Annotated in this window: 17 protein-coding genes; 1 reads left to right on the top strand and 16 read right to left on the bottom strand. The window is 36.9% G+C overall.

All coding sequences use genetic code 11. The features are described 5' to 3' along the window. Positions 1-20: 20 nt before the first annotated feature. The 16 genes from IQ237_RS15850 to IQ237_RS15925 form a co-directional block, all read right to left on the bottom strand. On the bottom strand, positions 21-1,007 hold the full coding sequence (locus tag IQ237_RS15850) for a glycosyltransferase family 2 protein (protein WP_194056790.1): 987 nt from the start codon (positions 1,005-1,007) through the stop codon (positions 21-23). Continuing rightward, entirely contained in the window at positions 970-2,175 is a 1,206-nt protein-coding gene (locus IQ237_RS15855) for a glycosyltransferase family 4 protein (RefSeq protein ID WP_228020355.1), read from the bottom strand. The genes IQ237_RS15850 and IQ237_RS15855 overlap by 38 nt, the downstream gene beginning before the upstream one ends. Positions 2,176-2,201: 26 nt before the next feature. Next, complete coding sequence (locus IQ237_RS15860; RefSeq protein ID WP_194056792.1) at positions 2,202-3,383, bottom strand: glycosyltransferase family 4 protein; 1,182 nt, start codon at positions 3,381-3,383, stop codon at positions 2,202-2,204. 122 nt (positions 3,384-3,505) lie between these two features. After that, on the bottom strand, positions 3,506-5,362 hold the full coding sequence (gene hepA / locus IQ237_RS15865) for a heterocyst formation ABC transporter subunit HepA (RefSeq protein ID WP_194056794.1): 1,857 nt from the start codon (positions 5,360-5,362) through the stop codon (positions 3,506-3,508). Between the two features lie 5 nt (positions 5,363-5,367). Further along, positions 5,368-6,084 carry a heterocyst development glycosyltransferase HepC gene (hepC, locus tag IQ237_RS15870; RefSeq protein ID WP_194056796.1) on the bottom strand — a complete coding sequence of 239 codons (717 nt, stop codon included), beginning with the start codon at positions 6,082-6,084 and terminating at the stop codon, positions 5,368-5,370. A gap of 1,072 nt (positions 6,085-7,156) precedes the next feature. Next, positions 7,157-9,388, bottom strand: coding sequence for a polysaccharide biosynthesis tyrosine autokinase (locus IQ237_RS15875; RefSeq protein WP_194056798.1), 2,232 nt, complete (start codon positions 9,386-9,388; stop codon positions 7,157-7,159). Positions 9,389-9,545: 157 nt separating this feature from the next. Then, positions 9,546-10,646, bottom strand: coding sequence for a glycosyltransferase (locus IQ237_RS15880; RefSeq protein WP_194056800.1), 1,101 nt, complete (start codon positions 10,644-10,646; stop codon positions 9,546-9,548). 640 nt (positions 10,647-11,286) lie between these two features. Next, entirely contained in the window at positions 11,287-12,600 is a 1,314-nt protein-coding gene (locus tag IQ237_RS15885) for an NAD(P)H-dependent oxidoreductase (RefSeq protein ID WP_194056802.1), read from the bottom strand. Position 12,601: 1 nt separating this feature from the next. After that, positions 12,602-13,147 (bottom strand): dTDP-4-dehydrorhamnose 3,5-epimerase, encoded by a 546-nt coding sequence (gene rfbC, locus IQ237_RS15890; RefSeq protein WP_194056804.1) that lies wholly within the window; start codon positions 13,145-13,147, stop codon positions 12,602-12,604. Between the two features lie 46 nt (positions 13,148-13,193). Then, positions 13,194-14,036 (bottom strand): phytanoyl-CoA dioxygenase, encoded by an 843-nt coding sequence (locus IQ237_RS15895; RefSeq protein WP_194056806.1) that lies wholly within the window; start codon positions 14,034-14,036, stop codon positions 13,194-13,196. Between the two features lie 56 nt (positions 14,037-14,092). Next, entirely contained in the window at positions 14,093-15,097 is a 1,005-nt protein-coding gene (locus IQ237_RS15900) for a glycosyltransferase family 2 protein (RefSeq protein ID WP_194056809.1), read from the bottom strand. 65 nt (positions 15,098-15,162) lie between these two features. Beyond that, positions 15,163-16,266, bottom strand: a complete 1,104-nt coding sequence (gene rfbG / locus IQ237_RS15905) for a CDP-glucose 4,6-dehydratase (RefSeq protein WP_194056811.1) — start codon at positions 16,264-16,266, stop codon at positions 15,163-15,165. A 71-nt stretch (positions 16,267-16,337) separates the two neighbouring features. Then, positions 16,338-17,114 (bottom strand): glucose-1-phosphate cytidylyltransferase, encoded by a 777-nt coding sequence (gene rfbF / locus IQ237_RS15910; protein WP_194056813.1) that lies wholly within the window; start codon positions 17,112-17,114, stop codon positions 16,338-16,340. A gap of 868 nt (positions 17,115-17,982) precedes the next feature. Next, positions 17,983-20,178, bottom strand: coding sequence for a tetratricopeptide repeat protein (locus tag IQ237_RS15915; RefSeq protein WP_194056815.1), 2,196 nt, complete (start codon positions 20,176-20,178; stop codon positions 17,983-17,985). A 151-nt stretch (positions 20,179-20,329) separates the two neighbouring features. Further along, complete coding sequence (locus IQ237_RS15920) at positions 20,330-21,112, bottom strand: PP2C family serine/threonine-protein phosphatase (protein ID WP_194056817.1); 783 nt, start codon at positions 21,110-21,112, stop codon at positions 20,330-20,332. 183 nt (positions 21,113-21,295) lie between these two features. Continuing rightward, positions 21,296-21,970, bottom strand: coding sequence for a VWA domain-containing protein (locus tag IQ237_RS15925; RefSeq protein WP_194056819.1), 675 nt, complete (start codon positions 21,968-21,970; stop codon positions 21,296-21,298). Between the two features lie 702 nt (positions 21,971-22,672). Between IQ237_RS15925 and IQ237_RS15930 the strand changes: the two genes are divergently transcribed. Then, a complete protein-coding gene (locus tag IQ237_RS15930; RefSeq protein ID WP_194056821.1) occupies positions 22,673-24,046 on the top strand; it encodes a response regulator in 1,374 nt (457 codons plus the stop codon). Positions 24,047-24,294 lie beyond the last annotated feature (248 nt).

The following is a 24,294-nucleotide window of genomic DNA, read 5'->3' on the forward strand; positions in this document are numbered from 1 at the left end:
TCTAGTTAATTAAATGTTTATTAAACACCCAGTAATTTATGCGTGAATTTGGGAGGTGTAAAACTGAGAGTCAGGGCTATTAAAGTTCGCAAATTAAATTTTTGTTTCTGTAATGCTTGCCAAAAATAAGAACGTGCTGCTGTGGTTTGTTGATCTAGCATCAAGCCAATTCCTAAAGTTGTATGTGCTTCTAACCAGAGCTTTCTAAAATGTGAATGAAACTGCTGTAAACGCTTATCTTCCATAAATGTTTGGTAACAGAAAATTTCACTTTTAGCTTTGCGAATTTTTGCCTGTATATTACGTCTACCACTAAGCAATGTATCAGTTTGTTCATGTTCCCGATAATATGTTAATTTTTCAGGATAATAGTAAACTCCATATCCTGAGATACAACATAAGTACGTTAAATATAAATCCCACATTCCCCCAACTTCTGAAGGAATACTATCCCAATTAATTAAACCATTGCGAATTAAACAAGCTGCTGCTGTAGGTATACTTTTGTCAACTAAAGCAATTTGTTGGAAATTTTCATGAATTCCATAAGCAATTTGATCACGCTTATAACTGCGGGAATTTTCTTCAGTTGCTGCCGGAATAATTTGACTTTGACCATCAATAATATATTGGTCACAAAAAGCTAAAATCAAATTGGGATTAGTTTCTAGATGTGGTACAAGTTTCGCTAAAAAATCCTGATCCCACATATCATCATCATGGAGACTAGCGACATATTTACCTTGTGCCATTTTAAAGGCATTCATTTGATTATTGAGCATTCCCACATTTTCTGGATGTCGCCAAAATCTGATCCGTGGGTCACAAAAAGATGCTACTAAATTTTCAGGATTTTCAGGACTACAATTATCAGAAACGATAATTTCAATGTTTTGATAAGTTTGGTTAACGGCGCTATTAATTGCTTGTTTGAGGTATTCAGGGCGATTATAAGTAGGGATAATCACGCTAATCAGAGGTTCGGATATTTGAATATTTATAGTCATAATTCAGGTTAGTTATTTTTTCATTTCTGCTAGTTTTTAAGCTAAAATTAGCGATAGTTTTGGCGTAAATTGTTTCTAATCTCTGAATGTGAATATCCAGAGTAAATTCTTGTTGAAACCAAGCTTGTCCTTGTTCGCCCATGGCTCGACTTTGATGGTAATTTGTAGCTAGTTGGTTGATGGCATCTGCTAATTTTTGTATATGATTAGCTGGTACGAGAATTCCTGTTTTACCATCTTGTACATATTCAGGAATTCCACCAACACCACTAGCAATGATCGGACGATAATGGGCATAAGCTTCTAAAGTGACTAAGCCGGCAGGTTCAGGCCAGAGACTAGGAAAAACCACAGCCAAACACTGCTCATAAAGTGTTTTTAGTTTTTCTTTATTACACCAACCATGCCAAGTAATACGATTAGTTAAACCCATTTTTTGGGCTAATTTTTCCATCTTACTTTTTATCCAACCTTCACCTGCAATATCAAGATGAATTTGCGAATTAGTTTTGGCTAAAGCTTTCAGTAACCATTCAATTCCTTTGTCGGGGACAAGGCGACCCACAAACAAAATGCGCTGATTTTGATGAATTTCTTCAGTTAAAGATGCTGTAGGATATGTAGGCTGTTGGACACCGCAGTGAAGTGTAATTACGTGGTCGGGTGATAAACCATTATTAATAATTTGCTCTCGTACATAATTACTATTAGCAATTACAGGAATCTTAATTTTTTTGGCAGTGGTAAGAAAATTATAGCTATTCCGCAAATTCTCAAATATTCTTTGTGGTCTGCGACTACCACAACCATCTACCAAATGTCCCCAAGCACAACCTAATGGGTGCATATTGCGATCGCATTGTTTTTGGCGATCGGCTAAATATTTTGTACCACTGGGACAGTATGTACAATGATTATGCAGTGTAAATACTGCTGGACATTCCCCAGTTAATTCTAATAAAAATTCTGGATCATGAAGGTGGAGTAACTTACATTGACTTTGGTCTAAATCCTTAACAGAATTACTATGGTTCTTGATCACTCCATGCATGGGAAAATTGATCAAGGAAGATATGTAAGTTTCCATCCCTCCGTTTCCTCGGATATCAACACCAGAACAGTGATATATTTTATCCTGATCAATTATGTTTTCATGTATGGTTAACATGAGTTGTTCCTTTTTCAGTGAAATTTTTAGTTGAAAATTGGTGTAATTAAATCTTGTTCTAAAAATATTTCCTTTAATTGATGTTGATAAAGTGCCTGATTATATTGTTGTGAATTTATTCTCGCAACTTTTCCCATGTTTCTTCTGATGGATTCATTTTCTGCTAAAAATCTCAATTGATTAGCCATAGTTTGTACATCTCTAGGAGGAGAAATAAAGCCATTTATGCCATGATTTACCACATCCGCTGCACCACAATTAGAAGTTACAATTGCAGGTAATCCACAAGCCATTGCTTCTAGTGCAACCAAACCAAAACCATCTTCTACAGAAGGTAAAACCAGAACCGAAGATTTACCAAAAACTTCAGTAGGATCATCTTGACTAAAATTCCAAAATTCTTGTTTAATATTGCTATGTTTGTTTAATACTTCTGTCATAAATTGTCTTAATCCACGAGTAGAAGCACCACCAACAATCAGTAATTCTGAGTTGGGGATATCAGCTTGTAAAAAAGCCTGAACTAAATAAGGCAATCCTTTTCTGGGTTCAATAGTTCCTACATACAGCACTCGAAAAACTTGATCATTTTTCACAGTTTGATGAAATCTTTGAGTGTCAACAAAAGGAGTGAGAACCTTAATTTTTTCTGGTGCGAATCCGGCTTGAATAAATGTTTGTTTAGCAACTTCAGATAAAACGATAATTAAATCTGCTTGCTGACATTCTTCAGCAAATCTCTTGAGCATTTGAGGATTCATGGTTGCTACAGTAGGATCAGATAAAAAATCTAATTCTTGCTGAATTTGCTGCTGCATAAAAGGCAGATAATTATTTAAACAATATAACCAAGCTTTTGCACCTTGAGCTTTAGCTGCTTTAAATGCTAAGTTAGTTTGTCCAGCTACTCCCATAATTAAATCACAGGGGTATGATTTTAATTTTTTACTTACCTGTTGATCAAAATATAAGTCACTTAGCAATACAGCCCAATCATTACGACGACGCAAAATGGGGGTACTTAATAATCTTTTACTCCAAGGAGAATTACCTACAGGATATACAGTAAAATCGGTTTTTGGCACTGTTAAGCCACTACAAAATATAGTTAAATCTCCTAGTTTATTTAAACCTAATGCAGCATTCTCTAAACAAACACCTTGTCCACCAGTGCCTAAACTTGTATTACAAGTAAGTGTGATTTTCATAATGGATAATTAAAAGTTGAGGTTGAGCAAACAGCATTGAAAATTTTTAAGTAGTCTTGCACTAGGTTTTGATAACTTAATTCTTTGTGTCAATGAATGAATAGAAAAAAAGATCAAATTTGCTAAATTTTCTCACTAGCAGCCATTTGATACTGCATTTGGTGATATTGCCAAAGCTTACCTTTTTGTTCTAGAAGTTCCTGATATTTACCTTGTTCAACAATTCTTCCCTGTTCTAAAACTACAACTTTATCGGCTTTAGCAATAGTAGAAAGACGGTGAGCGATCGCAATTACAGTTCTACCCACAGCCAGCTTTTCTAATGAATCCTGAATTAATCTTTCAGATACAGAATCTAAAGCACTTGTAGCTTCATCCAAAATCAAAATTTCTGGATTACGTAACAATGCACGAGCAATAGCAAGTCGCTGTCTTTGTCCACCAGATAACCGTACACCTCTATCTCCCAATTCTGTATCAAACCCTTCTGGCATTTCTAAAATAAATTCTTCTGCATTTGCCAGTTGCGCAGCTTCTCGAATTTTTGCATCTGTTGCTTCTGGTGTACCGTAAGCGATATTATTCCACACAGAAGTATTGAAAATAAAAGTATCCTGGCTAACAACAGCTATCTTGCGACGTAGAGAATTAATTTCAAATTGCCGCACATCAATTTCATTAACATAAATATAGCCTTCGGTAGGATCATAAAAGCGAGGAATTAAATCGGCAACTGTGGTTTTACCAGCACCAGAAGCACCCACTAACGCTGTCATTTTACCTTTTTCAATTGTTAAGGTAATATCATGCAGCACTTGTTGATTTTGACTATAGCCAAAATTTACAGATACTAAATCAATTGATCTTTTCAAACCTGTAAATTGAATTTTCCCGTTTTGAAAGTAGGTTTTATCCTCTCGTTTCAACAAGTTTTTAATATTGTCGGCCGAACCTTGGAGAGTGCTAAGAAAAGCTCTTGTGCCATTAATATCTTGAATGAATGGTACGAGACGGAACAGTACAAAGAAAAAGGTGAGTAAAGAACTAACTTGTAAAGTTCCATTCACCACAAAGCTACTAAAAGCCAAAATAATCATACCTATCAGCACAGTGGTAGCTGCACTTTCGGCAATGGGTTTTACTAATGTCCAAATCAGAATAACTTTAGTTGAACTGCTGACTATTTGATTACTAGCTTTGTAGTAACGCTGACGCTCTGATTCTTGAGTACCAGAAGCATGAACCGTGCGAATACCATTAATAAATTCTATGGCTATTGATGTAAAATTACCATTCGCAACTGAAGTACCAAAACTGGATTCTCGCACTCTAGCATTGAGATTTGATAACCCAACAGCTAACAGAGTAAATAACAATATGGCAATTAGCGTCAGCTGCCATGAAAGTAAAAGCATTGTAATGAAGTAGACAACAACTGTCAAACCTCTAGTAAATAAAAATGCTCCACCACTAAAACCCTGTTTAATCTTCTCAATTTCTGTGGTAATTGTGTTAACTATTTCCCCAGAACGAGTGGTACTAAAGTAACTCAGAGACAAAGATTGCAACTGTTCAAAAATTTGTTTTCTTAACCTGTCTCCAAGATATAATTGACAAAATTCAGTGTATATTTGAGAGAAATAGTTAAAAGCAGCACGCATCCACGTACTCAACAAAATCAGACAAGATACACGATATAATCTGCTAATTGCTGAGGTATTAACTCCTAAGATCCACTGGTCAAACCAATCTATTCCTATTTGAATGGGTGCAGCATTAGGATTAGTTAAATTTTGCAAAAATGACAGTAAGAAGCCAATACTTATACCTTCAAAAGTTGCTGCTAAAAAGGTAAAGACTAAGGCCAGTATAGTCACCTTACGAAAGTGTTTAAACTCTCGTAAAATTAAATGATTGTCTTGCCAGAATTTAGTAGTTTTTAGCAAATAGCGAAGCGGATTAAAAAAATGAGATTTCATTGATATTATCTAGCAGTATTGATCGATAGCTGATTGAGTTGTTCTGCATTTTCTAAACTTAGGTGGACTGCATCTGTTAAATCCCAACAACGAGAGCCAATCAAACTCATATCCCCACGCAGTACATTGAATAACTTAGGTAAATTATTCAGACCATATTTACGCATCAAAACCCCTAAAAATGAGATGTTCTGTTTTTCCCTTGTACAAAACTTGAGCGATTGAAATAGTTTACCCCGCTCACCAATCTGCCACTCATAAGAAAAAATAAATTCTGGGGATTGTAACCACAAAAGTATAGTTAATCCCAGCATTAAAGGACTAACCAATAGCAACAAAATTAACGCTAAAAGCCAATCAGTTATTCTTTGGATTACCCTGAATAATTGATAACTTTCTTTTGTGAATTGGTTCATAGATGATGGGCTGATATATATTGGTTTTTGAGCTTTTTTACAAGCATTTGCCCAAAATTTTAATGCAGCATTACCTAGTTGTGGATCTATGGTTACTAAATTAACAGGAGAATGTTTTAAACACTCTACTAATAATTGTTCGTTATCTAGAGCAGGTAAATATGGTTGTTGTAAATTTACACGAGACTTCACTAATAGCTGACCCATACGCCACTGAATTGTGCAGTATTGTAATTGATAATTTTTGGGGGACAACTGTGATATGTTGGTGTGTTCTTGTAAACTAGGAAAAATTGAAGTTGTCATAGGTATTTGCGTTTGTACAGTAGCCAATTACTGACCTAAAAATATGAGTTAACCTTTGTGCAATTCTGTAGATATGAAGATGTACAGAAAGCAACAAAAACAGTTAAGCAACAGCAATTAAGATAAATGGAGATTTAGGAAACTTGGTATTTACTCTAGGTATATGTAGAGTGGAATTACCTTTAGGAACGCTCGCTAAATTAATTTAATTGACGCTACTTAATACTGTTGTAGCTATCACAGGAATCCTCTAATTTCAGTCTGTTGAATTGTTGTCCTCAATTTCTAGAATATAATAAAAACGAGAATTAACTAATGATTAAATCAATTCTTTATTGAGTCTTTAAATAGATAGGTTTTTTCACACATAATGTTAAGCTATGATGAATCAATATTTTTTCGTGTTAAACATCATACATAAATTCTGTAATTTAAAAACTAACTAATTGGATTAGAAATATAATTATAAGTAGCTCAAACTAAAAAAAAACTCAGATCCAGATCCCCGATTTATTTAAGAATTCGGGTATCTATACACTTTTTATTTGACGATAATTGCAAAATTCTTTTTGGTATAGCTGTAGACAAGGTAGTTAGGACATTCGCCAAAACTAAAACTTAGACACTTCAACCCGGATTTCTTACTGTCACCTGTCACCTGTCACCTGCTATAGTTGATGTCCTAATCTTGATGGCTATAGCTATATTTTGGGAAAAACCCTCAACTCTCAATTCTTGTCTTTTCATGATAAAAAAAGGCAAGGGTAAAAGGATTAATTTCCTTACCCATAACCTTTTTCATATTTACCAAGCCAAATTTTGAGTCGAATATTTACAAAGGTAAGCATTCAGCCATCAGCAAAACTCACAAAAACACAAATTTCAGCCTGTGAATTTATCTACTCAAAGCCTGGTAATCTAGTAAAATTATGATTTTATTAACAACCACTCTACTTACATCTGAAAGCTGTTAGCGTAGCGTGGCATAGGTATTTACTGATTACTGATAGCTGAATACTTACTCACAAACAAAGTATTGTTGCCACAAAATGGAACCGTGGAAATCATTGAGCTATTTTTCCACAAATTCTTTTAGCACTAATTGTTTTTGTTTGACATAAGGAACATAAGTGCTATCAGAATTAGATACTCCATTAGCCACAACCCCAATCAGATTTAACTTGCTCAACATTGCTGTAGCTTGGGCTAAATGGTTGCGTGTCACCCTACCAATGCTGGCTACCATAACTACACTCCGACAAGATGAAGCTGTCAGCATTGCATCCACCATACCGATAACTGAAGGAGCATCTATGAGTACCAAATCATAGTTTTCTTCAAATGCTGCCATCAGTTCCATCATGCGTGGAGAACTCAAAAGATGAGCCGGATCTACAGGTATTGGACCAGCGGTTAAAATGTCGATATAGGATGAACCGGAGTATGGAATTCCTATTTGATGAGGAAGGCTAACATCACTGGATAATAGAGTGGACAAACCTTGTTCATTAGGAAGATTTAACTGTTTGTGCAAGCTAGGATCACGTAGGTTAGCATCAATTAAAAGCACCTTTTTATGTAACCTGGCCGCACTCATAGCTAAACCTAAAGTGAAAGCTGACTTACCCTCATCTGGCAATGCTGATGTCACCATCAAAGATTTTAATTCAGAGACATTGTGGAGAAGTTCGATATTTTTATAAATCAAGTCTAGTGATTCCCAACGTGGTGGAGATTGTAAGACTTGAATTGTCCAAGGAGCAAGAACTTCAGGTTTACCAAAAGGCAATTTGATGATTGATTCTTTCGGTTTAGCTGGTGGCAATTTGGGAGTTGTTCCCAACAAAGGTAGAGCAACTTGTTTTTCTAATTCAGCAGTAGTGTGTACAGAATCATCCGATGCTTCTCTAATAAAGGCGGCAATACCGCCTAAAATAAATCCCACTACTGCGCCCAACAAAAGATTTTGTTTGAGATTTGGTCCTAATTGTATGCCTCTTTGTGGTTCTTCCACCACTTCCCAATTAAAGCCACCTTTGGCAAGTTCTTGGCGCAATTGTTGTTCTGCTCTCAACAATTGTTCCATTCTTTCCCGACTAAATTCTAATTGGGGAAGTATGCGATTGTAATAAGCTAAGAGAGAAGGAAACCTTTTTAGTTGCGCTCTTAGTTCTTTCTCTTTTTCTGCCAAAGTTTGATCACGGGCGCTTAAAGAAACTATATTGGTTTGAGTTTCTACTAATTCACCTGTGAGGTTAAGGTCAATTTCTCCCAGTTGGCCTTGTTCTAGCAGATTGTCTCCAAAACTGAATGCACTGCTAGACTGTCTACCTAAAGTTCTACTGACTTCTTTTTGCAAAAGTTCTTTTTGACTGTTTAATTGTTCTTGAAGCTTTTGCACACCGGGAGTATCATCAGTAAAACGTAAGCGTTCCTGTGCTAAAGCTAGTTCTGTTTTTTGGATTTCGTTGAGTAAGCCTTGATAACGTGTAGACTGACTGAGACGGGAGGAAACCAAGGCATTCTGAGGAGAACGATTCAACTGTTCCTGCAAAGACCTCTGCTTGGCCACAGCTTCTTCATATTGAGAACGAGTTATTTGTCGCTCTTTTTGAATATTATTCAAAGATTCTTCAATTGCTTTGGCCTGCAATTCTGGATTAATTAAATTCTGGTTTCTCCGAAATCGTTGCAAATTGGCTTCTGATGCGTTCACCTCATCATTAGCTTTTCGCAACTGCTCTCTAATAACTTGCAGACCTCTTTTTAAACGTATATCCTGCTGTTGTTTGTTATATTCAACATAAACTTGCCGAATGGCAGTTAGCACTTTTTGCGTTTTTTCTGGATCACCATCACTATAGTCAACTTGAAAAATTTTAGTAGCGATATTATCTTCTGGAGTTTTGATTTGAGTTAAGACTAAGGATTTTTTAACTTCCTCTACTGTGATATTTGGATATTCCGACTTGAGTTTATCAACTGCTTTTTGGATTAGTCCAGAACTCCGCATCAAATTCAATTGTGTCGCAGTATCAACCACAACGTTAGTATCTGTAAACTGACGTTCTACTGGGTCTACTCCTTCTTTTTTGCCTTGATAGTTAGGTTCTACTAACAGTTGCATTGTGCTTTGGAAGGTGGGCTTGGTCTTTAAAGTTATGATTCCTGCCAGTGCCATAGAACTCAGAAATACTAACACAACCCAGGGCATTCTCCTGAGCAAAACAGCAAACATTTGTCCATAACTTGGTTCTTGATCTGCTACTGGAGTTATCTGGGGATTTAGACTAGTTTGAACCACTTTTATTATCCTTCTTTGGGAGACGCTATGCTTAGTTTGCTACCCTTTATCAATTGATAATTGATAATTGACAATTGACAGTTTTTTCATTTGCTCCAGAGGTAATTGTCAATTGTCTATTGTTAATTTTCCATTGTTAAAGGGTGAAGCTAACTAGTTAAATAAATGAGTGATGCACACCAGCAAATTGAACAAGAATATCCTCAACTTTAGAGAAGAATGCTTGTTCTGAAAAATTGTTTACGGCATGATTACGAATCGTTTCGTAATTCCAAGATATGCCTCTAGCTTCTAATAATGCGGCTTGTAGAGAATCGGGTGTTTGTCTCTTAAAAAAAACTCCCGTTTTACCAGGTATTTGAGTATCTAACACCCCACCGGCTCCATAGGCAATTACTGGAGTTCCACTAGCATTTGCTTCTACTGGAACTAATCCATAGTCTTCTAAAGCGGCAACAATAATCGACTTAGCACTAGAAAATAAGTCTTTACGTTTGCTATCAGTAACGTGACCTAAAAATTCAATATTGCCTAATGCTTTCGATTTTAACCGTTCTAGTTCGGGTCCGTCACCTGATATTAATAAATTCCACCCTAACCAATTAAAAGCCTCGACTATTATATCAAGACGTTTATAACTTATCATCCGCGCCGATGCCAAGTAGTATTCATCCTTAGTATTAGAAAAAACAAACTGATTTGTATCAATTGGATAGTTAATCACAATTGCTTGTTTACCGTAAATTTTCTGAATGCGACGGGCAACAACGCTGGAATTAGCAATGTAGAGGTCTGGTTCTTGAGAATATTTCAAGTCTACATTTCTCATCATTGCAAATATTTTTTCAATTAAGGGGGCAAAATAGCTATAGTCTCCATACTCCCGTAAATAAGTTTCTGTATCCCATAGGAAACGAGTGACATTATGACAGAAACAAATGTGCTTTGCCTGTGGTTTTTTACGCACTGCTTTGGCAAAACTTGTACTACTACTGATAATTAAATCGTAGTCTTCTAAATTTAAGGCTCGAAAGGCAGGAAAGTAAAGAGGAGCCATCACACGAAAATACTTGGCAGCACCGGGAATATTTTGTAAGAAAGTTGTTTTAACTAAACGTTCACCCAGATCAATTGTTTTCTGTGGATCATACAAGGATGTGAAAATGTCGGCTTCGGGGTAGCGTTTACAAAGCAATTCAAACACTCGCTCTGCCCCACCGCGCTGGGTTAAGTAATCATGGACTAGAGCTATTTTCATGGATGATGCCTTATATGATAGTGTTGACTATTTGACTAAATTATTGGCTGTTGCATCAGGGTGTACAGATGTTAATAATCTCTATGTTTATAGCAGTATTATGTCTGTACTAAACCCTTCCTTAGGTAGTTACAAGCTGCAACGTCAGTGTAGCAAGTGTCTGATAGCTTTGGTTAGTCTAGCTATCGCACTGCTAATTTGATGAATGGCAAAACCCACAAGGTTTGTACATTCAATTACATTACTTAATCAGGCATTTATAGTGTTAGTAATTAGTACAACCAAAGGGATTTGACAATACCATTGGCAAACCACGAAAAATCTACTCTATAGATATGTTGATATTTCGCCTTTGGTGTTTTTTCAACTAGGTAGATACTTGTTAATAAAAATTGTAATTTTTCTGATCAAACTGGAAGTTGTAACAGAATACCAGGTCAAGTCTCGTTGATTTGCTCGTTTTGAACAAAAAGATCAATTTGTTCAAATCTCAGTGATAAAAAATTTTCAGCCCCCAACCAAGGGGGCTAAATTTCAGTTTTGATGTAAGTATTCAGCTATCAGTAATTAGCTATTATTGATAATTTTCTTCTTTCTCACTGACTGCTGAATGCTTACGTTTTGTGGTTAATTTTTTACTTTATTTGACACCTGCTAAAGTTTTCGCAGGAGCAAAATAAGCTGTTTGTTCAGCACGTAATCTGTCACAAAGTCTACCTTCTGGAAGTTCTACATCATCATAAGAAATGACTTGATCTTTCTGAATATCTCGTTTTAAACGACATCCTCCAGCTATCCCCATTGGTAGTAAATTTTCTCGCTGCACAATGTCTGAATTTTCACATTGTCCATAGGTCATGTAATAACCAATGCCATCTAGTGTTTCTCCCGCTTTTAAATCAATTTTGGCTGTAGCAACAACATCTACTACTGGACCTGCTAGGGGAGCTAATACAGCATCATGAAATAGTACTGCACGGGCGACAGAAAGGGGTACTTCAAAATGGCAAAGGTGATAGGGAGTATAGAAACTATAAAGGGGTCCTTCACCTAATTTATAAAGGTTGAGATAATGTCTTTGTTTGGGGTCTTCATGGGTAGCAAAAACAAAGACTCCAGGACTGGGTTTTGTTCCTACTACATAGTCAACAATACCGCCTAATTCTTTGAGTTTATCTATGTCATACATTTTGGTCATTTCATCAACATGACCTGTGTATTCATAGCCTAACATTCCCCGTTTTGCGACTTTCATTCCTGTGCCGTTAGCAACAATTGCTTGTTCAAAGGAAATTTTTGTACCGTCTGCAAAACTTGTCACCATTGCGGGATTTTGTCCCCAACGTTGAGCAAAACCGGCTTGAGTTGTAGGGTTACGATAGGGGTCTTGTAAACCTTTAATATTGCCACACAATAAGGGTGTTAAACCGATGCTTTTCACAAAGCGGTAGAGGTTCATTTCTACCCCTGGTTGATCACCATCACAAGCTGTTAAAATCACTCCAGCGCGGTCAGCATGAACTTTGAGAATTGGTCCAATTGTGGCATCAAGTTCTGCATTCATTAAAATGATATGCTTTTGATGGGCGATCGCTCTCATGACTAAATGAGCAGCATATTCAATTGTTCCTGTAACTTCAATGATTGCATCTATTCCTTCTGCTGCACACAGTAACATTGCATCTTCTGTTACTGCATATCCACCTTGAGCGATCGCATCTTCTAAATCTACTACACTAGAAACAGGTTGAAAATTCTCAATTCCTGCTTCTAAATAAGCTCTTTTCGCTGTATCAATGTGTCGGTTTGCAATCGCAACTAATTCCATTCCGGGAACAGAATTAATAATTTGATTGGCAATACCCCGACCCATAAAACCAGCACCAATCATCCCTACTTTTACAGGTTTTCCTAACTCTGCACGGGCTTTTAAAGCTTGATCAAGAATAATCATCTTAAACTCCTATTAAAATAGATTCCAATAAAGGCCAATTGCGATCTTTTTCAGATATTTCAGTGACAGCCAAAGGCCAAGAAATATCTAAAAGTGGATCATCAAACCGCAAACCACGCTCATAACCAGGGGTGTAAAATTCACCCACTTGATAAACAACTTCTGCATTATCAGTTAAAGTTTGATAACCGTGGGCAAACATTTCTGGTACATAAAGAGCGCGACGATTTTCTGCACTCAGTTCTACACCTATATGCGACAGATAAGTAGGAGATTCAGGACGCATATCAATAATTACGTCATAAATTGCTCCTTGAGTACAACGCACTAATTTTGTTTCCGTTGCGGGTGCAATTTGATAGTGCATACCTCGCAATGTACCTTTTTTATGATTAAAAGAAAGATTGCATTGGGAAACCGTTGGTTTTAAACCATGTCTGATAAATTCATCACCACAAAAAGTTCTCGCAAAAAAACCACGATGATCTGGCTTTTCTTCTAGATCAATAATGAAAACACCAGCAATATGAGTCGATGAGAAAATCATAGCTTTTCAACAAAATTATGCTCAAGTTCACAAATTTATTTTTGAATTAGGCTGATCCTTCTAAGCCTACTTGGGGAATGATTCTAGTAAAGGTATCATCATTGTATTGTGTACAAAGCTCAGGTCGTTTTGGTGGGTTAGCTGTGTATGCAAAAAAGATAGTTACTCTTTCTTTCTGTTTGACAGTACCGTGATGTAAAATATTTCTTGTATCTGCAAAAATTACAGTTCCCGCTTTACCAGTACATGATTTCCAAGCAGATTGAGGAATTATTTTCATCATTTTTTCGTTATTAATTCCTAAGAAGCCCGAACGCCACAGTTCATAATCAAGTCGATAATATTTGACTTGTTCTAAGAAATTAACTGGTAGTGGTATATATTCAAATGGTCCATGTTTTTCTGTCACATCATTTAAATAGATAATGACTTTAATCATGCGCCGATCTTCGGAATCTTTATGCCACAGCAATGTTTCTGATTGCTGCTCATTAGGGTAGTCTTTCCGCACATGGACACCATGAAAAGCTATAGGTAAACCTATATAATTTTCAATAATGTTTTGTAGTCGTTTTTCAATTCCCCAAGCCAAAAATTCTGGTAAATCTGTAACCGTGTAAATTTGCGGCAACATATATCCTGCATGCATATTACTATGATTTACCATTTCCTGGGCATAATTATTAGCAATATCCCACATTGTTGAAGTAGATGCTAAACCTAACTCAGATAAAGATGTAATGTAAACACCATCTTTTTTGAGAACATCCACAATCAAGCGATCGCTCGCATTCAGAGCAGGTAAATTTCTTTGATGTTGTCTAAGTTGTGTTTGATAATTCAATTCAGATTGTAACAAAGATAATTTGTCTTGAATCTTGCCAAACATAACATCCCTCCCTACCTACCAATCAAAAATTTAATTTTTAATTACAAAGGGTTTAATTATTTCTTTCTTGTGACTTCTGAACCCTGATTTCTGATAAATTCTGCCATTCTATACTCCCTAACTGGCATTAACTCAAAAGCAGCCATACCAGCTAAAGCTAAAAAAGGAACAACTATTTTAATTGCTGACATTGGCCATCTTCTTAAAGCACCCAAGAAAACTTTTAAATCAACCTCATGGAAATTTTGCAACATCATGCGGCGACAAAATTGCCGAGAATATCCAACTTCTTCCAGCTTTAAAATTACTTCTGGAATGTCTTTATATTGCATTAATAAGGCTGAGTTTCTCTCTTTTTGCCAATAACTCACCCCCACAATACATTCTAAATAGGTTTCTTTAGTAACAATCACTGAACCATGACTAGCACAATACCCAGCGAAATATACTAAAGATAACCAATTGTTTTGAGCATCTGGCCAAATTTTCAGAGAGTGTTTAACCAAGTCAACATGATATATTGAAGCTGAGAGAAAACTAACAGCACCTACACTTTTGCCAAAACAATATTCAAATATTGCCTTACCGTCTCCATTTCCATCTTCGCTATCAGCATCAAACCAGCGATTACCAACAATAGTTGGAGGATATACTGGTTTATTAGTCAACTTATGGCGACCAGAAAAATTCAGAAATAATAATGATAAATTCTCATGAGTCTTCAATTTATCAATTACATAAGCAACGGCTCTTTTCTGAATTGGATCATCATCACCAATTGTCCACACATATTTTGTTTGACTCTGATTCAAACAACAAACAATGTTCTTAATTAATCCCACATTGACGTGATTTATATTAACATGAAATGTCAAATCTTTCAGCTTTTCTTGCCATTTTTTGATCACGTCCTCAGTGTTATCAGTTGAGCAATTATCAGAAACTAAAATCTCACAGTCAGATTCAAATCCTTGAATTGCCTGAGATAGCCATTCTAATTGTTGATCAAGACATTCAGCCCGGTTGTAAGTAGGAATAGCAATGGTGAGTAATTTAGTCATGGTGAACACCAACAATCATGCTCATTGATATTAAAAAAACTGTGGAATTAGTAACTTTTAGCTATTTAAGACAAAACCAGCATGGGTTTTTCAATAGATATTGATAATTGCATGAAGTTCTGAATTTGCTCTTGGGTTTTTTCCTTCATGTCATAGCCTTGTTGCCATGCTTTATTCCAATCAACAATCCAAGCTAATGCAGTTTTTAAATCTAACTGAGCTTCCCAATCTAATTGATTACGAGCCTTAGAACAATCTAATGTTAAATAATTAGCCTCATGGGGTTGAAATCTACTATCTTGAATCCAACTAGCATCATTACCCCAAAGTTGTTTTAGCTGTTCCAATATCCAAGCGACTGTTTTTACTCCTGATTCATTAGGTCCAAAATTCCAGCCTCCTCCATAAATACAGCCTTCAGTAAATAATTTTTCTGCTAACATTAAATAACCATGCAAAGGTTCTAGTACGTGCTGCCAAGGACGAACCGCTTGTGGATTTCTAATTACTACTTCTTCCCCTACTAACCAAGCTCTTAAAATATCGGGAATCAAACGATCTTTAGCCCAGTCTCCTCCACCAATAACATTTCCTGCACGAGCAGAGGCTATTGCAACTTTATGTTGAGCATAATCAATAGGATTGAAAAAAGATTGACGGTAAGCTGTAGTTACTAACTCAGCACATCCTTTACTGCTGCTGTAAGGATCATTTCCTCCCATCGGATCAGTTTCTCTGTAACCCCAAACCCATTCCCGATTTTCATAACATTTATCAGAAGTAACAGAAACTACTGCTCTGACGCTAGATACAGTCCTGACCGCTTCCAGTACATTTACCGTTCCCATCACATTCACCGCATAGGTATCTACTGGGTGATGATAAGATTCACGCACCAATGGTTGAGCAGCCAAATGAATGACAATATCTGGCTGGAAAGTCTGCATTACCTCCTTGAGATAGTTTAGTTCTCTCACATCTCCTATTACCGATGTCATATCATCAGCTACCTGAGCTAACTCAAACAAACTCGGAGATGTTGGGGGCGTTAAAGAATAACCACAAACTTCAGCCCCTAACATCTGTAGCCACAGTGACAACCAACTACCTTTAAAACCAGTATGTCCGGTGATAAAAACTTTTTTCCCGTACCAAAAATTTGATTTCATTACTTAACCTTTCACTTGATTACGTGATTTCAATCCAAAATCTACAATCCAAACTCTAAAATCCAAAATTACTATTCCCAAACTTTCCAAGGAGCTTTACCACTTTTCCATAGCTCTTCTAAATATTGTTTATCTCTTAAAGTATCCATTGGTTGCCAAAATCCATCATGTTTGAAAGCTGATAATTGTTCCATTTCTGCTAACTTCTCTAATGGTTCTTTCTCCCAAACTGTGGAGTCATCAGCAATAAAATTAATTACTTCTGGTTCAAGAACAAAATAACCACCATTTATCCAAGCACCATCACCTTCTGGTTTTTCGTTAAAACTGGTAATTTTAGTTTGTTCTTGTCCTAAAGAAATTGCTCCAAAACGTCCTGCTGGCTGTACTGCACTCAGTGTAACTAAACTTTTTTGTTCTTTATGAAATTTGATTAATTCGGTGATATTTATATCGCTGACACCATCACCATAGGTAAAGCAAACAGTGTCATTACCAATGTGTTCTCTAACTCTTTTTAAACGTCCACCCGTCATACTATTATCACCTGTGTTAACCAAGGTAACACGCCAAGGTTCAGCATATCCAGAATGGATACTCATCTGGTTAAATCTCATGTCAAAAGTTACATCGGACATATGTAAGAAGTAGTTAGCAAAATATTCCTTGATGATGTAACCTTTGTATCCGCAACAAATGATAAAGTCATTAATACCATGAGCCGAATATATCTTCATGATATGCCAAAGAATCGGCTTACCTCCAATCTCAACCATTGGCTTCGGTCTGATACTGGTTTCTTCACTCAAGCGTGTACCAAGACCCCCAGCCAAAATTACTGCTTTCATGCAATTTACCTCAAAAATTTGCCAATAGGTGATGATTTGATTTCGGGATGAAGAGGATGCACAGGAAATAGAGAAACAATGAACTTCTGTAAGAATTCAAGATTCATGATTTTGGGCGTATTAGCCCAGGGTAAGCTCAAAACTTAGAAATTATGTAGGTTGGGTTGAGGAACGTTCACGCAGTGTGCCGAAGGCATAACCCAACTTTTACAAGCGTTTGTTGGGTTTCACTTTGTTCAACCCAACCTACAAAAACTCTTAACCGAACAGTATTGATTCTCGTTGTGGAATTTGAATCCTTACGAATTTTTATATTTTTCCCTAGAAAGAATCTAGAATTAATTTAACTGTAAAATGCTGAATAATTATGAAGAAAAAGTAAATTTAAAACAAGTTATATGTAAAAAAATCATGAATTACAGTAAGAAAATTTTAGTTTTATACAATCCCAAAAATCAACTAATATAAAATAACTAGCATCAAACATTGTCTACCTCCAGAAGTATGATTTCTTGTTAAGAAACAAAAAAACGCTAGTATCACAAAAGTCAGGAGTCTGTAGGGGTTTAGCAGTGCTAAGTAGGGTTTGCTGATAGCGTAGCGTGGCGTTAGCCATATAAATCCGAAAACTTTACAGGTAAAGGGTTTTAGCTAGTTTGACTTTCAAAAAGTGCAAGCTTTTATGAGGTGGCAACTGAAAAACCTTGCACTTAATTCCTACTTAAAGAAAAAATCGTTCCTATCCAACTCTTGAAACTGTCACCTGTCACCTGTCACCTAGCCTAATTTGTTTTTTTCTGATTAGCTACTTAAACCCCTACAGGAGTTAGGAGTCAGGAGTAAAAATCTCTTATTTTGGAAGAAAATTTTAGCGATCAATTGGGTCAAAAATAATTGAGCTTTGGAATAAAGCATCACATTTTTTAGCTACTATTACGCAAATGTTACTCAGGGCTTGCTGATAGTTATCCATGTCCTCTTGTTCCAGGTAAATTTGAGCAGATTTTTCTAAATCTTCAATGGCTTGTGCATGATTTTCTTCAACTTTACTTTCCCCGTATTGAGCTAATTCATAATAAACCATTCCCCGTTTAAGGTAAACTTTAGCCATCTGGGGGTTAATATTTAATGCTTGATTAAAATCTGCGATCGCTTGTTTATATTCTTGGGCATAATTATTAGTATATTGGGCAAATTGATAACGAGCCAGACCGCGATGGAAGTAAGCTTCTGCTTGGGAAGCATTCAGTTGAATTGCCTCTGTAAAATCAGCAATTGATTTTTGATATTCTTGTTGAAAATCATTGCTATATTTAGCTATTTGAGAACGGACAATACCCCGTCTAATATACGCTTCCGTATCACGGTTATTGATGTTGATAGCTTGATTAAAGTTTTGGATAGCTTTCTGATACTCTTGGTCAGGATCATTACTATACTCGGCCAGCATATAGTAGGCATTGCCCCGATTTACAAATGCTTTAACTTCCTGGGGATTAATCTTTAGGGCTTGGTTATAATCTGCCAATGCTCCTTCATAATCATTCAGATTGTAGCGAGAATTACCCCTATGGATATACAATCTAGAAAAATTAGGATTTTTTTTGATACCTTGGGTAAAATTTTCAATTGCTTGCTCATAGTCTTGTTGTCGATAAGCAGCATTACCACGATCATAGTAATCTAAATAAGAAAGATTTTCCTCTTGAGGATGATTATTTTCTGGGCGAGAAATCAAGCTTTGTTGAGTGTAAGGATTTTGGGAAACAAATGGACGAGTAAATTTAATCATTAAGTCCAAATACCCCAATAAACCCAAACCCAAGAGGCTAAACATAATAGTATAAAACCTTGACTTTTGAGTAGTCTTGGGAGGTTGATAAATAGAAAAATTTTGGGTAAAGACTGGTTGCCAATGATGTAGCGGTGATGCAGAAATCACAGGTCGGCGTAAACCAGGATTTTGTGTGTGGCGCTTTTTAGATTTTCGCCGGGGTTTGAGATGTTCTTTAGAAGCGATCGCCTCCAGTGATGGAAAAGGATCACGTCCACCTAAACGCGCCGCACGTTCACACCAAGGACACTTGTCGAGATGATTATGGTAGCGATGCTGGGGGTTAGCAGTACAAGTAACAAGACTCTCTTCAGCGGTGGTTAAAACTGACAACCAAGTTTGAGCAGCAGGACGCAAGTGAGGGTTGTGATGCCCATCCTCAAAACAACGCACAAACAAATCCCGTAAACCGGGAGCGAGCATTTCCCAAGCAGGTGCTATGGGGGTAGGTAAATAGGGAACTTGTTGCCTTTGACTATAAGTAAAATGACCAGCAACGATTCGGACTTCGTAAGTTGGTGGATCAAACTGACCTTGAAAAATCCCGGAAAATGGGTGAGTACCTTCCATTAATAATTGAAATATCAGCACCCCTAACCCAAATAAATCATGGTAAATTTCCCGATCATAGTCAGCAAAAGTTTTATTCTGTAGCTCTGGGGGGGTATACTCTGGTTTACCGACTGCACAACGATAAACAATATTTTGCGCTGGATCACGAACTTGAAATGAGTCTGTATCTACCAAAGTCACTAAGGCAGTATCACTAACTAAAATATTTGACTCATTAACATCACCAATGCAATACTGACTCGCGTGTAAAGCTGCAAAAGCTGCGGCCAAATTACGAGCAGTCCTAAGTAAATACTGATAATTAAATAAAGGACAATTTAGGCGGCGGGTTCCCGGATGATAAAAGTCCATGATCGGACGCATCCCCCGAATTCGGGGCATTAAAAAGCCGACGATACTACCACTACCATCCTCAGCTTCTAACAACTCCTGTGGCCAAGCAATAGAAATATGCCCCAAATTAGCTGTTGGATTTTCTGGGGGGTTGGCAATCATGGCCTGAAGTTTGTGAGCATGGGTCAGAATGGGCTTGTGATAAATTTTGGCCACTAAATTTTCATCTGATGGCACGGCGTAGACACAAGCTTCACCCCCACGTCCCAAATTGACCGTGAGATTGAGAATTTCTTGCTGCCCAAGAGAACGAAGTACCTGCATAGTGAAATGACTGTTAACAGTGGTTATGGAAAGGGACTGGGGATTGAAGTACAGACGACCTGATCGGTCGTCAATACGGAATGAGGAATTTAAAAAACGCTGAACTTGAAACTGACAGTCTGGACTATCAACCCTACCCAATAAACATTGTTTATGAATTGCTTAGTGCTGCGATGATCAGAGTCAAATCATCATCAGTACGCTTCGTAATTCTTTCAGAGCATAAAAATTTGACTAGTTGCTCTTTGGCAACGACCTTATCTTCAGCATTGGCTACAAAGTCAAACAAAGGAAAAAAGAATGGTTTGTGGGGTTCACCAACAAGCATATTCAAAGCCAGCATTTGTAGTCCATCAGTGAGAACGCCGATATTAACTATGTGCTGACGCAAAATTTTTATCTGGGTTGTAGTTAAGGCATCAGGTGAAGTCAAAAATGTGGTTTCGTTAATGTATTCACCCCTGTTAGGGATTGTCAGCGCCTGTAAGTTACCTGTACTATCCTTGGCTACAGCTAAACCATCACCGATTTGGGCTACTGCTGCAACTTTTGGTGTGGCGATCGCAATAATTAAGGTAGTTGCTAAATCTGATGACTGATGTTTGCAGGCCACTGCCTCATCTTCTACTGCTTTTTTAGCAGCTAACATGGCATCAGTTAACAAATTACGCAAAAGAGTATCCTCAGTAAAGGTGCTGTGAGTAATTTCGCAATTTGAAATATGTTCTATTGCTGTTTCTACAGCAATCATCGCTCCCACTTTTCCCAAAGTTGCTGAACCAGCCCCATCTGCTGCTGCTGTCACTAAGACATTATTTGGCAATATCTGCCAATGGTGAGCATCCTGACATAACTGCTGGTTTTTAATGTGGCTAGTTCCACATACCGAAGCGGCTACTATTCGCCATTGAGGAATCTGTTTTGGTGTGTTCATAAATTTTTTCTCACAGCTATAGCAGGTGATAGGTGATAGGTGATAGGTGACAGGTGACAGGTGACAGAGTGGAAAGTCTGCTTGTATATTAGTTTTGTCAATGGCTTACGCCATGCTGCGCTATCAGTTCGTGAACTACCACCTGAGTTGTTGCTATAACTGCTAACTGATAACTGATAACTGTTAAACAGACCCCCAACCGATTGGTGGTAGTGCTACTTGCTCGTCTACTTTGGAATGGGAAACCGCTGACATACTTGCTGAAAGCCAAACAAACATTTCAATAAAGTTTAACCCTTTAAGCTTCAGGGGAGTACGTACAGCTATTTGACTTAAACGGTTCATGTTAGCATTTTCTACTCCTACCGTAAAAAAGGCAACACGTTTATTCGCCTCATCTCCTTGCAGCCTCTGTACTGCTTGTTCTATAACATCATCTAGCTCACCTTGTGGCTCACCATCTGTAATCATAAATACCCAAGGACGGTAGTAAGCAATGCCATTGGCACGATACTGAGATTTGCGTTCTTGAATTATTTCTAACGATTTATTAATTCCCGCCCCCATTGTCGTTAGTCCCTGGGCTGTTAGAATAGGTGGGTTGAATTGGTCTGCGGTTACAAAGTCCTGCACAACATTGACATGACTATCAAAAGTAACAATTGCTACCTCTACCCTTCTAGCTGCCAATGAATTTTTTAGTAGCTCATCCTTAAAACTCAGTAGGCCTTGATTTAAAGCCTCAATCCTTTCTCCTTGCATGGAGCCAGATGTGTCTAGCAATAGCACGCACGGACAACGTGGTTCTGGGTTTTCTGCAAATTCTACAACTTCATCTAGTTTTAATGTATCCAGCATAACCTTTTGTGTTATGTTATAGTCCAAAGCGTTACTTTCCTTTCCTCAAAGTATCATAGTCTCCCAGACTAGTACGACTACAAGTATGGTATTTTGCGGTAGATGGATAAAAATTCATCCATGCAAATTATTCCGATCAAATTATCTATTTCAGGAAACTTGAATCACCATATACTTTAGTTAAAGCTAATTAATCAAGAAGGAGAAACATTATTTTTGGGTAGATAACCTATCTATCATTTATATCCAAATCATTAAGAATATAATATTCAATATATACATTTCTAAGAGATAAAAATTTAAAGATTTTATGTGGAAAATTTGCTAATTATCAACCAATCAGGAAACACAGTTAATACCGCAATGGGAAAATGTGTACCCTGTAATAATGAGAACAGAAAGTTTTACTCTTCTGGAAAATAGGAAAATATTTGACAGTCTAGTATTATTATGTAACTCACGGAGGAGTAATTGATATAGCTGGAGGTAGATTTATGATGTTTCATCATCAATTAGTTGGTTGATAGAGAAATATGAAAATAAGTGAAGGGAGAAAAACCTTTACCTTTGACCCAAACCAACTTACTAATTCCCATTTCTTGACCGAGCAGTATTGAGACATATTTCACCTAATCCAGAAATTCATTATTGCTCCAGACTCAATCAATAGTAAAGCAATTTTTCTTTAAAAACTGTAAAAATATGAATAATATTGGCACATTTACCAAACTATCTCCTAAACGTTTATTAAGACAGTTAAGCAATTCTTCTGACACTACTTGTTTACAAGTTTTAAATAATTCAGTGCTATGGTCAATATACTTAGACCAAGGCAAAATTATCTATGCCACTCATTCAGTAGAACCCTTTGATAGACTGGAACGGCATATACGTCGTCTGAGTCAGCAAATTCCCCTACTGAGTAATGAAATTCGTGTACAATTACGCATGATGTTTGAACCTGACTGGCAAACTCAGTTAATTGAACGTAGTGATGATGAACACCAACAACCGCCGGAATATCAAGCTATTTATTGGTTGGTGAATGAAAAACATTTGCTCTCTCACCAAGCTGCGTTACTGATTCAAGAGTTAGTAAAAGAGGTAATCGAATCATTTTTGCTGATTAGAGAAGGCACGTTTGAATTAACAGCAGCAGTTAATAGTCTACCGAAAATTTGCAAACTTGATGTTGATAGTATTATGGAACACTGCAAAAATCGGTTGCAAAATTTGCAGTCTTTCGCTCCTCAAATCTCTTCTCCTTATCAGCGTCCATACCTGTTGATTAACAGTAAATTTTATGACAAACAATTACCAGAATTACAGCAAAATATCACTACCTGGATGAAGGGTTTTAGCCTGCGTCATTTGGCAGTAATTATGAATCTCGATGAAGTGGAACTGGCTCGAACTTTATACCCGCATATCCTTCAGGGTTCGATTATTTTGCATGAACCGGACCCTCCATTTGATAAACTGCCTAAAATCTTGGAAGATTTTTCATTCGCTCCTAAATACAGCACACTCAGAATTAATGGAAAATCATTTCAGATAGAAGCATCACCATATATTATTGCTGATACTATTTCAGGTGAAGGATCTATAACTCAAGTTTCTGCTCTACCAAAAGAAAAACTTGGGCTATCAACCATACCCAATAACATACCAACCGATGGAGAAAAGGTAAACGCTCGCACTACCGCTAAAAAGCCTTACAAAATTATTTCTGTAGATGATAGTCCCACAATTCTCAAAGAAATCAGCCGTTGTTTGGAAGATGAAAATGTTGCTGTAGTAACCATTAATGATCCCATTAAAGCAGTGATGTCTATTATTAGACATAAACCTGATTTGATTTTATTGGATCTGAATATGGCGGGAATTGACGGTTATGAGTTATGCCGCATTATTCGCAATAATTCCATGTTTAAGGAAATTCCCATTATTTTTGTGACTGGTAGTAAGGGAATTATTGATAAGGTGAAAGCAAGAATGGTAGGAGCTTCTGGTTATTTAACTAAACCTTTTACTCGTGCTGAATTGTTAAAGATGATTTTTATGCACTTGGCGTAAAGGTAACTGGGAACTGGGGACTGGGGAAGAAAATTTTAGATTTTAGATTTTAGATTGGAATTGACAAAAACAATCCAAAATCCAAAATCCAAAATTGTATTACCAATTACCCATTACCAATTACCCATTACCAATTACCCATTACCAATTACCCATTACCAATTACCCATTACCAATTACCAATTGAGAACTGTGGCACAAGTTGTATTAGAAAACGTTTATAAAAGTTTCCCTCCCCGGAAGGGGGA

Origin of the sequence: Sphaerospermopsis sp. LEGE 08334 (assembly GCF_015207205.1) — a bacterium.
Taxonomy (GTDB): Bacteria; Cyanobacteriota; Cyanobacteriia; order Cyanobacteriales; family Nostocaceae; genus Sphaerospermopsis.